A 14,412-nucleotide genomic window follows, 5' to 3' on the forward strand; every position below is an offset into this window, starting at 1 on the left:
TCTGCTTTTTAAAGGTAAGCAAAAAACAGGAAGGGCCTCCCTCACGGTTTCAGTTTCTTATTACTATTCAGTTGATTTTGTATCTGTATAAGTTGTTTCAACATTTTTTGGCTGAGCTGGTCCTGAGCCTGTTGTTTTTCTTCCAGCTCTTTTATCTGTTTATCTTTCTCAAGCAGGTATAAAGTGAGTTCTTCTACTTTTTGAAGTAGCAGGTTATTCATCTCAACAAGGCTTACACCATCGTTAGTGTTGCTGCCCGCCACGGGCATTTGCGGCAGGCTGTGTGCCCGATTGATATAAGCTCTGAGCTTCAATAGAGGAGTTAATATATAACCCGGTTTTAAAACATCGCTTCTCAAATCCAAATCCACTTTAACATCATTCGCACGGATAGTGCCGCCAACCGACAATTTATCTGAAGGGTTTGATATGCCTATCCCAACGTTCCCCGCGAAAAAATTGTTTGCGCTGCTATCCTCCACGTACACACCATACTTATTGCCCACCCCAACGGGGAAAGTATTTACATACAGCCCATATGCATTGGCTATTTTAGCCGCGCCTGTATTGCCTATGCCGGCGCGGAAGATCTTCCAACTGTTGATAGTGCCCGGCAGGCTGGTGTTACCGCCGCCTTGTACACTAATGGCGCTGGTCAAGGTTTGGGTGCTATTAAGTTGCACATTGCCTATGGTGCCCAAAGCCAGGTTTACCGTGCCCGATGGGTGCGATACTGCCACAAAGCCCTCTGTACCTTGTATTGAGCCAATTGTTGCGGCTTTTTGCTCGGCATAATTAAAATTTGCGATCTTAAACTTATCGCTGGCGGTGGTAGAAAAAATTGCCTGGCTACCCAAAATTGCTGCTGGGATGCCAAGCGCACCAACACCAATAGGGGTGCCATCGGTAAAAGTTGCTATTCCGTTAACCTGTAGCGGATATGCCGGCTTGCCGGTGCCGATACCCGTATTGCCCGATGGAGGGAATGTGTTTTGAGCAAAAGAAAACTGAACTGTAATAAATGCTGTAGCTAAGGTTAAGTGAATCTTCTTCATGAGATAAAGGGCAGTTAGGGTATCATAATCATCGAACGAATGCAGCGCGCTGGGGGTTTATTCCCTGCCGTAAGGCACTGGCTTTAAAGATAAGTTTATTTCCACATAAGGTGCTACCGTACACGTCTCCGCATGTATCTTTGAAAGTGCCTTGCGGTAATCCATCATACAACCACTCCCCATTCACTAACCCGCCCATTTCCGCCCACCCGCTGTACCAAAAACGGGCAATCCTTACCATCACAAATAACACAAGTATCTGTAATTAAGCTATATGTAAAAAAGGCACATCAATTGATTACGTTAGCGTAACCAATCATTAAAATACATTATCAAAAATTACCTGTATGAAAAAGCACCTCTCCGCCATCTTAACGCTCGTTTGCGTGTCCTTTATGTTTACAAACGCTACAGCGCAAACAACCACACGGCCAGTATCCGGCTATACTGGCATCGAATGCAACGGCCCGTTTAACGTAACCATCAAAATAGACGGTACCGAAAGCTTAACCCTCGATGTAGATGCCGATGCCGAAAAAGACGTAATAACAAAAGTAAAAGACGGCGTATTGAAGATAGAACTAAAAGACGGCTGGAAAAAACACCGCGACATTAAACGCGCCAATATTTATATCTCGGCAAAAAGTTTAAACTATCTGGGCAGCGGCGGCTCGGGCAATGCGGTACTGGCTGTCGGTACCATAACCGGGCAGCGCGCCAAAATAGAAGTAAGTGGATCGGGCAACCTAACTGCGGCAGTAAAGGCCGAAAGCATCCTGATCGGGGTAAGCGGATCAGGCAATGCCAAATTAAGCGGTAGCGGCAACAATACCCGCATCAGTGTATCAGGCTCGGGCGAAGTAAACGCAAAGGCGTTGCAGGTAAACACCGTAGATGCCTCCATTTCCGGCTCGGGCAGTATCCGCATCACAGCAAACCAGTCCGTTTCGGCACGTATATCCGGGTCGGGTAGTTTACAATATTCGGGCAATGCAAAAATCATTAACGAAAGCCATTCCGGCTCGGGCAGGATCGAGAAAGCCGATTAATGGGAGGGAAGGAACCTTCGTCAATTAAATGATAACGCTTTGGGCGGTTGGTTAAAACTGCTAATCGCCCATTGTAAACTGGCATCTCGCCTGACTGAAGAATTTCGCTCAGCAATCGATGCCCTCTTAGGTGTCACCTTCCCAATCCTTTCATCCCTTTTCCAAACAAGTTCGCATACCGCTTCTGCGGCGCTTTCAAAATCATCACGGGTATCGCTCAGCAATAGCCAGACAGTATCAAAACCCTCGTCAAATTCAAAATCGGTTATGGCCGGTACCTCCGCTTTCAGGCTGGCGTGGTGTTCGCGTTTTGTAGATATCCAAACACCGTTATGCTGCGGGTTTTTCCCGGTTTTCCGGAAGATCAACACGATCTTTTTATCCAGATAGATATAGAACATCCCAATGGCCGGTACCACTTATTATATTGCGTGGAAGGTAATCAGCAGGAAATCATAGGGCATGGGCTTTTTCATGCTACAAAATAAGGATTTGTTTTATCCCCCTGCTGCCACAAGTACTCGCGGCGAAACTTATTTATGCCTTAACTCCCAGCTTTTCAATATGTAGGTGCCTAATAGCGATTCCTTTGCTGTTACCACAAGATAATACTGCTCATACTTTTCCGGAGTATCCATCTCATCCAGTTCTGGTATGCTGGTGTTAATCAAATTAATTTTATTTCTAAAAATGTAATTTATGCCAGGACTTCGGGATTTGTTATCCACCCCAACGATTGTGCAGTTATATTCCCTGCTGGGGTTTCGGTCGGCATAGTTGATATTATAGTAATTAAACGGTATAAGCAATATGGCTACAAGGCAAATGGACCATCCGAGATAAATTAATACTCTAAAAATAAAGAAAAGCGCTTTGTCGATTAGGGATTTAAAATTTCCCGCCGCAACCAGGTTTGCCTTTAGTTTGATACAAAAAAAGATAACCGAAAATGCGATTGTCGGATAATACCACAAATAGTAAGGGTAGTTTATTATCCTATCTGTAGTGTACGCAAACACAAAAATCAGCCCTACTACAACTGTACACAGCAAAAACTCTTTTGGGGTAAGTTTCTTACTCTTTCCTTTGCTCATTTAAATAATTTTAGTTGGCGTTTTAGTCCCATTTCGCTCGTGCGCGCGTGCCTCGCGTTCGTTAAAACATTCCTTCCCTGCATCTGTGCTAAACATCCCGTGTTTTGTATAAATCCTCCCCGGACGGTCGCCATACCTTTGTTATCAACAAATAACAAAACAAGCAATGTCAAAAATAATCTTTATTACCGGTGCCTCGCGTGGTTTCGGTAAAATTTGGGCCAAAGCCCTTTTACAACGTGGCGATAAAGTTGCCGCAACCGCCCGCAATACCGATAGCCTTAATGATCTGGTAGCCGAATTCGGCGATGCGGTACTCCCTATCCAACTGGATGTTACCGACCGTGCCGCCAGCTTTGCCGCGGTAAACAAAGCAAAAGAACACTTCGGCCGAATAGATGTGTTGATCAACAACGCAGGCTTCGGCTTATTCGGTGCCATAGAAGAAACTACCGAAGAGCAGGCCCGCCAGCAGATGGAAACCAACTTCTTCGGGCTGCTTTGGGTAACGCAGGCCATAACGCCTATCATGCGCCAGCAGCAGAGCGGGCATATCATCCAGGTATCAAGCGTACTGGGCCTGATGACCCTGCCGGTTTTAGGCCTCTACAATGCATCCAAATTTGCGGTAAACGGTTTAACCGAAACCCTGGCAACAGAGGTAAAAGGCTTCGGCATCAACGTAAGCCTCATCGAGCCTAATGGTTTCTCTACCGATTGGTCGGGCGCATCGGCTGCGCAAACCGAAGCCATTGAAGCATACGCCCCGGTAAAACAAGCCTTTGCCGAAGGCAACACGCCAGATGCATGGGGTAACCCGGAAACAACCACCGATGCCGTACTGGCCTTGATAGATAGTCCGAACCCGCCGCTGCACTTCCTGCTGGGTAAGGTAGCCTACCCGATGGTGGCCGGTGTTTACGCCGCGCGCCAGACCGATTTCGATGCCTGGAAAGAGGTGTCTGCAGCTGCCCACGGTCATTAATAAATCATTTTAACACCCTGAGCCACAAGCTGTGCATGCAAATTGCGTAGTTTGTGGCTTGTTAATTTAGAGCCGGTTTTTAAGTCCTTCTCCTTTGGAGAAGGGTTGGGATGAGGCTTTTTCTGCTACATTAATTTACCCGCTATGAAACACTATAAGAACCTCACCGAACTGCACCGCGAGAATGGTTTCCCCGCACCTGAGAGCCCGCTCTTCAGCGCCTACCGCTGTGACCACAGCTGCAGTATGGGCGACCGCGAGTTCACCAGCGATTTTTATATGATCGGCTTCAAGAAGATAAAATCGGGCATGGTGCTGTATGGCCGCACCCGGTACGACCATGAAGCCGGCTCCATGATGTTTTTCAAACCGCGGCAGGTGATAGAAATGAAGAACCTCCAGTTTGAGGAAGACGGTTTCATGATGTTCGTGCACGAGGACTACCTGAGCGGGCACCCCCTGCACGCCGAGATCAGGAAATACCACTACTTCGATTACGAGATAAACGAGGCCCTGCACCTCTCGCCCCGCGAGGAGAAAACCGTTTGGGAACTCTACAGCATCATTGAGGGCGAGTACAACAACAACCAGGACGAGTACAGCCGCGAAATCATCCTCGCCAACGTAGATACCATGCTCAAGTACGCTCAGCGGTTCTACAAGCGGCAGTTCATCAACCGGGCCGAGATTTCTGGAAAAACGGTTACCCGTTTTAACCAGGAGATAAATAATTATGTATCAGCTGGTTTGCTGGCTGCGAAGGGGCTGCCATCGGTGCAGGAAATGGCCAGCAGGCTCAATATATCGCCCGGCTACCTTACTGATGTGCTGAAACAGGAAAGCGGCAAAACCGCGCTGGAGCATATCCACATCTACCTCATCTCCGAGGCCAAGAACCGCCTGCTGGGCGAGGACCTGTCGGTATCGGAGATAGCCTACGAACTCGGTTTCGAGAACCTCTCGTACTTCTCGCGCCTGTTCAAAAAGGAAACCGGCATCAGTCCCAACACCTATAAAAAGCAGATGCTGAATTAGTCGGGACGAACTAAGTACCGGGGCGCGAAACGACACCAAAAATCTGATTCTTGTCCAGTTTTATTTTATAGAAAACTCAGGCAGAACAGCGGCTAACGACATCAAATACTAGTGCGTTTTTTTCCGCGTTTTTCTGTGTTTTTCTTCGTTTTTCGGAGGATTTCGGTGTTTTTCGGGCCAGGGAATTATGGCAAAAACCGCTGTTTTTGGGCAAAAACGCCTCTAAAATTTCCAGCTTTTTCCAGGTTTTCGGTAATTTTTATGTGTGGGTTTCTAATAAATTCTAATGGGCTTTTGGGGGTGGGGAAGACTCGTGTGGGAATGCGATGACGTTAATCATCACTTGTTGCCAAAAGCCGGGGACCAACAACGGCGGAGAACACCAACAAGGGCAGAAATTTATTATATAGATAGTTTTTAAATATCATTACGTTATATTTACGCAATGTAAATTGTAACCAACAAAAAACTATATGAGAATAAAGATCACGCTGTCAACATTATTGTGCCTGTACCTGCTCAGTACAACCACATTTGCGCAAACCCAGTACGCCGTGAAAGCCGGTGCGGATATCGCGGTTACCACTACCGTGTACGGTAAAGTAAAGGGCTATATCCACAATAATATCTTTACTTTTAAGGGGATCCCTTATGCTAGGGCCGACCGCTTTACCCTGCCGCAAAAGCCAACACCCTGGACTGATGTACGCAGCTCAATGACCTATGGCCCCGTTTGCCCAACAGACCCTACTACAAGCGTAAGCGACCCTTTTGAATTTGCTTTCAACCATAATTTAGGCTATTCTAACGAGCATTGCCAAACCTTAAACGTGTGGACACAGAAATTAAACGACGGTAAAAAACGACCCGTAATGGTTTGGTTGCACGGAGGCGGATTTACCGCCGGCTCATCTATCGAGCTGCCATCTTACGATGGTGAAAACCTCGCCAAAAAGGGCGACGTTGTTTTGGTTTCGGTAAATCATCGCTTAAACGTTTTAGGCTTTCTCGATCTTTCTGCCTATGGCGAAAAATATAAGAATTCCGGTAATGCCGGGCTTGCCGACCTGGTAGCAGCTTTGCAATGGGTAAAAGAAAATATTGCCCAATTTGGGGGCGATCCAAACAATGTCACCATTTTCGGGCAATCCGGCGGGGGAGGGAAAGTTACCTGCCTGATGAATTCGCCCCTGGCAAAGGGCCTGTTTCAAAAGGCTATTGTTGAAAGCGGCAGCTATGTTACTTCGTTCACAGATAAAACTGTTTCGCAAAGGGTAGCGGCAGCCTTGCTTACCGAATTACATCTGCAGCCCTCTCAAGTAGATTCGCTTCAAAAGATCCCTTACGAAACCTTGAATTTAGCGGGCAAAAAAGCGATAGCAAAAGTTAGTGCCGAATTAAGAAAAGAAGGGCACCCGGCCAATGCAGGCTGGAATGCCGTGCTGGATGGAGAAATGTTCCCTTACCAACCTGCCGACGCTAAGGCAATGGAACTGGCCAGGGAAATACCCTTGTTGGTAGGCACAACAAAAAATGAATTTGCAGCTTTCGCTCCCACGCCTAAGGACCTCACTATAGACAAGGTAAAAGCAACGCTGCAGCAGAAATACGGAAGCAACACAGATGCCTACATGGCGGCCGTAAAGCAGGCGTATCCAAATACCAGCAAGCCTTCGGAGTATATCGATATAGAATTTGGTTTTCGTTCCTTAGCCATCAAGCAGGCAGATCAAAAATCAGCACTACAAGGCGCGGCGCCGGTGTACATGTACCTTTTTACCTGGCAGTCGCCCGTAAACGATGGTATGTATAAAGCCATGCATTGTATGGATATTGCCTTTCAATTTGATAATATCAAACGCTGCGAAGAAATGACCGGCGGTGGCAAAGATGCCTATGCGCTTGCCGCCAAAATAAGCAGCGCCTGGATCAGTTTTGCCGCCACTGGTAACCCTAATACACCCGGCTTGCCGCAATGGCCGGCTTACACCACAGCCAATGGCGCGGTAATGATACTGGACGTTAAGCCCATAGTCCGCAACCATCCCGATGCCGAGCTGTTAAAAATAGCTGCCGCGCCAAAGTCTTAAGTTAAGGATTGTATTGTTCGCTTAAACGCGTCTATCAAATATCAGCATCCGCCGCCGTTGGTCTTGTGACCAGCGGCGTTTGTTTTATCCCCCGCCACTGTTGGGCTTGTGACCAATAGCGGCGAGAAATTAAAACTGTCGTCATGTTGAAATTTTTTCAACACCCCATCATAAAAGTGGCCAATTGCTTAGCCGCTTTGCATGCCGTTTACCTGTCGTGTGGGGTGCCGAAATTAATTCGGCATAACGTGGGGTTTATTAAATAAAAAACCGTCATGTTGATTATTGTTTCAACACCCCATCATAAAAGGCACCACCTTGCTTAGCCGCTTTGCATGCCGTTTACCTGCCGTGTGGGGTACCGATATAAATCGGCATAACGCTGGCGGGAGCGAGGTTTAGCCCCAATGTAATCACTCACCGCTCCCCATTTACAACATACCAATGATGGCCTTCCCTGCGGGCCGGGCTTTCTGCTCATACGCCTGCAGGCCTTACGCGCGAAGGCCGGTATCCGCGCCAATCCCTAAGGCGGGGAGAGGACGCCTGGAATTGCGGGTAATATATGGATAGCAGGCGTAGGGCCAATTGGCTATTGTGAAAGGGTAAAATTTATTACATATCTTTAACATCTAGAAAATATCCGTCCGCTGGAAGTTATTTGTCCGGTTTTGAATAGGTTAACATGAACGAACAGGAAATACGAGAACAACTATCTTTTGTGCTAGCAAAGGAACCGGAAAATTATAGCCAGATTCTTGAACTATCCACCCAGCTTGCAGCGTTCGACAATAAACACGTACGGTTTTCTGTCGATGCCGGTGTAATTGACCGCTTGGGGCGCGAATTAGTTGCGCGTCACGAAACTGCTGTTTCTGAATTGGTTAAAAATGCCTATGACGCGGATGCGACCTATGTTGAAATCATTTTCTACGATGCTAACTTAGACAAGGGGATTTTAACTTTGGAGGATGACGGGCATGGAATGACCAAAGAACAGTTGGTGAACGGCTTCATGAAAATCTCCTCTTCCGACAAATTTCATAACCCTTTTTCTCCATTTTACGGAAGAACCCGAGCCGGCAAAAAAGGCATAGGTAGGTTTGCTACGCAAAGATTGGGAGAGAAATTAACTATTGTAACCCAGACGAAAGAGAATCCTGTTGCCTTAAAGATTGAGATTGACTGGTCACTCTTTAGTATCGATCAGAATCTTATTGTTATTTCAAACTCAATCGTAGAAGTCCCGAAACAGCGTGAGAAAGGAACTACACTTACAATAACCAATCTTCGGGAAACATGGACGGATGCTGCAATTAGGCGAGTATATAAATACTCCTTGGATGTAATCCAGCCGTTCCCATTGTCGAAGACAAATGATACAAAACAAGAGGAGAACCTCGTTGATGGCGCGGTTACGGATCCTGGTTTTCAAATCAGATGCTGGGTGTCAATCAACGGTGGTTTGGATGAAGTAGCAGACAATGACACCATGATCTTCGGTCACGCGTTGGCGGAAATATCTGGGAAGGTTAACGCGAGTGGCTATGGTTCATGGGATATCGATAGTGTTAAACTTGGCTTATTTGATCATAGCGACATTAGCGGCGATACTAAAAAGGAGGGAGAGCCATTTAAACATTTAAAGGATATAGAATTTAAAGCTTACTATTTTATCTATAATATTGGGATGATTCCCAAAATGGTCAGCGGATATATTCAACAAAAAGCAAAAGACGCAGGTGGCTTTCGGCTGTATAGGAATGGCTTCCGTGTACTTCCCTATGGTGAGCCTCAAAATGATTGGTTAGGCTTAGATGAATCTGTTAGAAGACGGGTCATACTTCCATCACACGGTAACAACAATTTTTTTGGTTTTGTTGAGATTACTGATCCGAACAACATAACATTTAATGAGCTATCAAGCCGAGAAGGTTTGTTTAAAGATAGCGCGTATGACGAATTGGTGGATTTTGTTTACCGGTCAATATTAGGCTCAGTGTTACGCATTGCAGATTTCAGGAAGAAAAAACAGACCACTGGCCAAAAAAATTACGTAAAAGAAGAAAAGACAGCAGCGGAAGAGGTAAGCGATCTTGCGAGTGAACTTGAAGGTTTGGCAGATGAAATCGAGAATGAGAACAGCGGACAAAATCCCAATGAGAATAATGTTGATGCAGAGCCAGCTCAAAATTCGACCGAACAGGATGAGGGGAAGAAAGGCTCATCGGATGATCGATCACGAAGGTTCCGCGAATTTGCCGAAAAGTTACGTGCAGCTGCGGAAAGTTTGGAAGAGATTGGCATGTTACGAGTGCTGGCAGGGTTAGGTTTAACTATCGGCGAGTTCACCCACGAAATCAAGCAGTATTTGCCAGCGTTCGATGTCGACTCGGAATATTTGATTGATAATACGCTCAAAGGCTCTGAATTACAAAAAAGAGCCTTGAGATTGAAGAGTTCCTTTAATTCGTTTAATACGTATGCTTCCTACTTTGACGAAACTATTTCTCAAAACGTCCAACGCGAATTAACTATTATTGAATTGCGCGATGTGGTTAATCGATTTATTAACGTGATTGTGCCGGATACAGAACGTAGTTCATTTGAGGTCACTTCTAATTTTGTAGACTATGGCTTATTCACTTGCAAAATGCATCCATCGGAATGGGCGTCAATACTCTTTAATCTTTATAGTAACAGTAAAAAAGCAATCAAGCGGGCAAAAGTGGAGGGGTGTATCAAAATAAAAGCAGGCAAAACGGAAGAGACCGTTTACCTTGAGTTCAGCGACAACGGGGATGGAGTACCTCCAGAAAATGAAGACAAGATATTTAAAGCATTCTTTACCACTTCTAGCCAGGTTGGACACGCCGGTACCGCTCACGAAGAAATGGCAGGAACGGGTCTCGGGTTAAAGATTATTAGCGACATTGTCTTAAGCTATGGAGGGGACATTTATTTGACAGCATCTGAAGGCGGATTCAAAACAACATTTCGTGTTGAAGTTCCGATTGCCTCAGAAGATGAAATTACACAGTATGATTTATAATTTACTCTATATCGATGACGACCCGAAAGACAGCATTGTTGATGGGTTTAATACGTCGGGGCTCATTAACGTAACACCCGCTAGACCAACTTCCTTTGAAGATCAACTGAAAGAGTTAGAAGCTTATGGAACTAAATATCAAGGGTTGATTTTGGATCTAAAGTTAGACGAAAATCTTTCGGGAGACAGAAAAGCCTATTATTCTGCGACATCATTAGCGCAACAGTTAAGGACAAAAGCAAGCGAAGGCGGATGGCAACACGAAATGCCTTTAATTTTGTTCACCACACAACAGAAAATGAACGCAGCTTTTAGCGGCGATACTCCTAGCAAGCAACTATTCGATATATTATTTACCAAGGAAAAGATTACCGATAAGCAACTACAAATCAAAATCCACGCTATCGTTGAGGCCTACTTTACTATTGCGAGGAATAAACCGAATATATCTAAAATGTTAGGTCTCGAAAATCTTGAAGAACTTGACAAACGAATTTTTTCTTATAAATTAATAAGTGGTGAAAGTACGGTGATTTACAGTTATTCAAAGCATATACTTGATGAACTGATTCGCAAGCCAGGCCCGCTCATTAATGAGCTTTATTTAGCTGCAAGGCTGGGAGTAGATATTAAGCGATCTAAAAAATGGCTGGATTTTGTCAATGAACAATTACAAGACATCAAATATTCTGGTGTATTTTCTTCTGGTTGGGATAGGTGGTGGATGCATAAATTAAATAACTGGTGGGAGACTAATGTTTCTCCACAATCACTCGCTGGGCTTGATGCACGAGATAGAATCGAAAAACTAAATGAAAAATTTGCCTACGAATTGAATGTAGCCGAGCCATTACCTAAAGCGGCTAGCTACCGCTACTGGACAATTTGTCAAGGGTATGATCAGCCTCTCGATTCGCGGGAAGGCCTGCGCATTAGTGAGCCAGAACCGTTGCCGTGGCAAGACACCAAGTATATGTCTGTTGAAGCTGCCCTCGAAAGAATTAAAAGAGATTCTGGGTTGAAAATAAATCCTGTGGAACGGGAACGTTTTGAAAACATTCTTAAATCCGTCCAATAATGGCAGTGACTCAAAAAATGAAAGCTTTTCGACTAGAAAGGGCTAGTGAACTAGATCAATTCGCCAGGGTACTCAATAAATCGGGTATTTGTGACGCAAGTAAGATATTTGATGCCGTCAAGCAGCTCAGAAATTTCGACTATGTTCCTAAGATAGAAAAAGACGATCTTGTTAATTATGATTGGTGGGGTTATGATACCGGTGATATCAATTTTTATTTTACCCAACTGCCGAGACATACTCACCCCGAAAATGCCACGAATTTGTGTTTATCGTTGAGCGTGCGAATGATTGCAGACTACAAAGACTTTTTGAATATATGTGACCCTTACAAGCACTTGGAATTCAATATTTTGGTAACCGGTAATTATACGCATAGGGACACAAGAAAAAGCACAGAATTGATAACTTCGTATCACTTAGACCGTCATCTTTTCAAGGAAGGTGACAATGATCCTGAAGACTGCCACCCAATTTATCATCTTCAATTCGGTGGTCGGAAACTTGAAAAGAAATATCGTGATTTTGGTAATGCACTGATTTTAGATTCTCCGCGTGTTGTGCACTACCCCATGGATGTCGTATTAGGTGTTGACTTTGTTTTATCAAATTTCTTTTCCGCCACTTGGCGGGAATTGCGCCGGGACGGTGAATACGTAAACTTAGTGCGCGACTATCAGGCTTATTTCTGGAAGCCTTATGCACATAGCAGTGCCTCTCATTGGAAGCCATTTGCCCAACAAAGTGTCAACTGGAACCCGGTGTCAATATGGCCGCAATTATTAACAGTCAGCTAATGCACGCAGGTATCTTCAACTTTTTGCGCAACTATTCAAGCGACACTTTTAAAGTCAATAGTATTATTATCAGTGGCTACATACGGGTTAATGGTATTGAAAACGTATTAAACAGAGAAATACGGCGGCATTTAATCATCGAAGGCAGTGAAGATGAAGCCATTTTAGAGACTTTTATAGCGCTTTTGCCTGCTGGTAGTCTTGATTTTGAAGGGCTTATCGAACTGTTTGAGTTTGTGATTTCACCTTCGGATAAAATTGTCAATGGTGCCATTTATACGCCAAAGTATATTCGCGAATACATTGTCAATCAGTGTATGACGCGTTTCGGGGCCACGTTAGATCAAATTAAGATTGCTGATATTTCATGCGGGTGTGGTGGCTTTCTGTTAACCGCGGTTGAAAAAATTAAGTCTCTCACTAATAAGCCCTTTCATAAGATTTTTAGTGAGAATATTTTCGGAATAGATATCACAAAGTATAGTGTTGATCGCGCCAAATTGCTGTTGTCCTTGTTAGCTATTCTAAACAATGAGGATCAGGAAGATTTCGGGTTTAATTTTTTTATAGGAGATTCACTGGTATTCAATTGGCGTCAGGAAGTACTAGCAATCAATCAACATGGCGGGTTCGATTTGATTGTTGGCAATCCGCCTTACGTGGCGTCGAGAAACATGGATATTGAAACACTACGATTATTACGAGATTTCGCGGTAGCGCGTACTGGTCATCCTGATTTGTATATCCCCTTTTTTCAAATTGGCCTTGAGAATTTAAACGAAACAGGTATTTTAGGTTACATTACTGTTAATACTTTCATTAAAAGCATCAACGGACGAGCCTTAAGAGAGTATTTTGCCACAAACGATATCAATCTTATCTTGTTAAACTTTGGCGGCGAGCAGGTTTTCCATGACCGGAACACTTATACCTGTATTTGTTTTTTAAGCCACGGCAATGGTGGTATTGACTATTTGCGTTTGTCAAGCAATGAGTTGGAAGATGTCAACTTGGCCAATCTTCTACGCTTTAACTACGTAGACTTAAATCACCATGATGGATGGAACTTAGTAAATGAGATACAGGCTGTCAATTTTATCAATTCTATCGAAAATACAGGTATTCCGTTCAAGGACCTTTATAATACCAAAAATGGTATTGCCACATTAAAAAACGATGTCTATAAATTTAAACCTGTTTTTGAAGACGACCATTTTTATTATCTAGAAGACAACGGGCAGCGGTTTCCAATTGAGGTTGAAATATGTCGCGATATCATCAACGCTAACAAATTGAAGGTCATCGACGATATTGATCGCCTACGTGAAAAAATTATTTTTCCATATGATGACAGGACTGTTATCATACCCGAAGATACCATGCGCGCGACTTTCCCCCAAGCCTACCGTTATTTAAATACTAAGCGCCAAATTTTATCTGGTAGAGATAAAAGCACCGGAGACTATGAAGCTTGGTACGCGTACGGTCGCCGGCAGTCCATGGATATCCATGCCTATAAACTATTTTTTCCTCACATATGTGACCGTCCGAACTTCGTTTTATGTGAAGAAATGGATTTGTTATTTTATAACGGAATGGCAATCGTTTCCAATAATTTGGAAGATTTGAGGGTTATCAAAAAAATTATGGAATCTGACCTCTTTTTCAAATATATTAGTAGCACTACAAAGGATTATTCATCGGGATATATATCTATGAGTCGTAATTATTTAAAAAATTTCGGAGTTTTTCAACTAAGTGCAGAACAAAGGGCAGTTCTTTTGGAACTTGATGATGTCAATGAATTTTTAGAAGAGTTATATGAACTCAATCACTTACAAATGATTTGACCCCCCCCCTTGCTCCGCTTTATCATTGTATTACTTCCACTACACTCACGCAAGCATGCAACGTGGCTAAGCAAGCACCGTCCCCGCGCTTTAACCTCCCCTCGCGTTAGTGATAGCAGCGGATACCGGCCCGCGCCTAAGGCCTTGTGCGCGTATGAGTGGATAGCACGGGCCGCAGGCAACGCCATTATCCAGTTGGCAGTTTCCGGTTTGCAGTTGGTAGTTTACTCCAACAAAAAAATGGTTTCGCTCCCGCATTATCGCATGGCTGATTGTGTTGGCGGTAATTTGCATGATGCCTCTTCCAACCGATGATTGCCGCGCTAT

Annotated in this window: 11 protein-coding genes; 8 read left to right on the forward strand and 3 right to left on the reverse strand. The window is 44.3% G+C overall.

All coding sequences use genetic code 11. The features are described 5' to 3' along the window. Window positions 1–41 precede the first annotated feature (41 nt). Window positions 42–1,055, reverse strand: a complete 1,014-nt coding sequence (locus AC1DYT_RS00070; protein WP_477467645.1) for a hypothetical protein — start codon at window positions 1,053–1,055, stop codon at window positions 42–44. 347 nt (window positions 1,056–1,402) lie between these two features. Between AC1DYT_RS00070 and AC1DYT_RS00075 the strand changes: the two genes are divergently transcribed. Beyond that, window positions 1,403–2,104: a head GIN domain-containing protein gene (locus tag AC1DYT_RS00075; RefSeq protein ID WP_477467646.1), complete on the forward strand. Its 702-nt coding sequence runs from the start codon at window positions 1,403–1,405 to the stop codon at window positions 2,102–2,104. A gap of 20 nt (window positions 2,105–2,124) precedes the next feature. Here the strand turns inward: AC1DYT_RS00075 and AC1DYT_RS00080 are convergent, their stop codons facing one another. Continuing rightward, the gene (locus tag AC1DYT_RS00080; RefSeq protein ID WP_477467647.1) at window positions 2,125–2,523 is read right to left on the reverse strand and encodes a hypothetical protein; all 399 of its coding nucleotides are present in this window, start codon (window positions 2,521–2,523) and stop codon (window positions 2,125–2,127) included. A 114-nt stretch (window positions 2,524–2,637) separates the two neighbouring features. Continuing rightward, the gene (locus AC1DYT_RS00085) at window positions 2,638–3,198 is read right to left on the reverse strand and encodes a hypothetical protein (protein WP_477467648.1); all 561 of its coding nucleotides are present in this window, start codon (window positions 3,196–3,198) and stop codon (window positions 2,638–2,640) included. Between the two features lie 166 nt (window positions 3,199–3,364). Between AC1DYT_RS00085 and AC1DYT_RS00090 the strand changes: the two genes are divergently transcribed. From AC1DYT_RS00090 to AC1DYT_RS00120, 7 genes are all read left to right on the forward strand, one after another. Beyond that, window positions 3,365–4,183 carry an SDR family NAD(P)-dependent oxidoreductase gene (locus AC1DYT_RS00090; protein ID WP_477467649.1) on the forward strand — a complete coding sequence of 273 codons (819 nt, stop codon included), beginning with the start codon at window positions 3,365–3,367 and terminating at the stop codon, window positions 4,181–4,183. A gap of 144 nt (window positions 4,184–4,327) precedes the next feature. Beyond that, on the forward strand, window positions 4,328–5,218 hold the full coding sequence (locus AC1DYT_RS00095) for a helix-turn-helix domain-containing protein (protein WP_477467650.1): 891 nt from the start codon (window positions 4,328–4,330) through the stop codon (window positions 5,216–5,218). A 473-nt stretch (window positions 5,219–5,691) separates the two neighbouring features. Next, window positions 5,692–7,308, forward strand: a complete 1,617-nt coding sequence (locus tag AC1DYT_RS00100; RefSeq protein WP_477467651.1) for a carboxylesterase/lipase family protein — start codon at window positions 5,692–5,694, stop codon at window positions 7,306–7,308. 685 nt (window positions 7,309–7,993) lie between these two features. Further along, entirely contained in the window at window positions 7,994–10,360 is a 2,367-nt protein-coding gene (locus AC1DYT_RS00105; RefSeq protein WP_477467652.1) for a sensor histidine kinase, read from the forward strand. Further along, a complete protein-coding gene (locus AC1DYT_RS00110) occupies window positions 10,350–11,438 on the forward strand; it encodes a hypothetical protein (protein WP_477467653.1) in 1,089 nt (362 codons plus the stop codon). The genes AC1DYT_RS00105 and AC1DYT_RS00110 overlap by 11 nt, the downstream gene beginning before the upstream one ends. Further along, window positions 11,438–12,235 carry a hypothetical protein gene (locus AC1DYT_RS00115; RefSeq protein ID WP_477467654.1) on the forward strand — a complete coding sequence of 266 codons (798 nt, stop codon included), beginning with the start codon at window positions 11,438–11,440 and terminating at the stop codon, window positions 12,233–12,235. The genes AC1DYT_RS00110 and AC1DYT_RS00115 overlap by 1 nt, the downstream gene beginning before the upstream one ends. Next, on the forward strand, window positions 12,160–14,085 hold the full coding sequence (locus AC1DYT_RS00120) for an HsdM family class I SAM-dependent methyltransferase (protein ID WP_477467655.1): 1,926 nt from the start codon (window positions 12,160–12,162) through the stop codon (window positions 14,083–14,085). The genes AC1DYT_RS00115 and AC1DYT_RS00120 overlap by 76 nt, the downstream gene beginning before the upstream one ends. Window positions 14,086–14,412 lie beyond the last annotated feature (327 nt).

Source organism: Mucilaginibacter sp. P1_D10 (assembly GCF_056406215.1).

Bases quoted from the DNA above. Each gene is read 5' to 3' on its own strand.
- AC1DYT_RS00095 (WP_477467650.1), top strand. From the start codon at position 4,328: ATGAAACACTATAAGAACCTCACCGAACTGCACCGCGAGAATGGTTTC.
- AC1DYT_RS00105 (WP_477467652.1), top strand. From the start codon at position 7,994: ATGAACGAACAGGAAATACGAGAACAACTATCTTTTGTGCTAGCAAAG.
- AC1DYT_RS00075 (WP_477467646.1), top strand. From the start codon at position 1,403: ATGAAAAAGCACCTCTCCGCCATCTTAACGCTCGTTTGCGTGTCCTTT.
- AC1DYT_RS00085 (WP_477467648.1), bottom strand. From the start codon at position 3,198: ATGAGCAAAGGAAAGAGTAAGAAACTTACCCCAAAAGAGTTTTTGCTG.
- AC1DYT_RS00100 (WP_477467651.1), top strand. From the start codon at position 5,692: ATGAGAATAAAGATCACGCTGTCAACATTATTGTGCCTGTACCTGCTC.
- AC1DYT_RS00115 (WP_477467654.1), top strand. From the start codon at position 11,438: ATGGCAGTGACTCAAAAAATGAAAGCTTTTCGACTAGAAAGGGCTAGT.
- AC1DYT_RS00070 (WP_477467645.1), bottom strand. From the start codon at position 1,055: ATGAAGAAGATTCACTTAACCTTAGCTACAGCATTTATTACAGTTCAG.
- AC1DYT_RS00090 (WP_477467649.1), top strand. From the start codon at position 3,365: ATGTCAAAAATAATCTTTATTACCGGTGCCTCGCGTGGTTTCGGTAAA.
- AC1DYT_RS00110 (WP_477467653.1), top strand. From the start codon at position 10,350: ATGATTTATAATTTACTCTATATCGATGACGACCCGAAAGACAGCATT.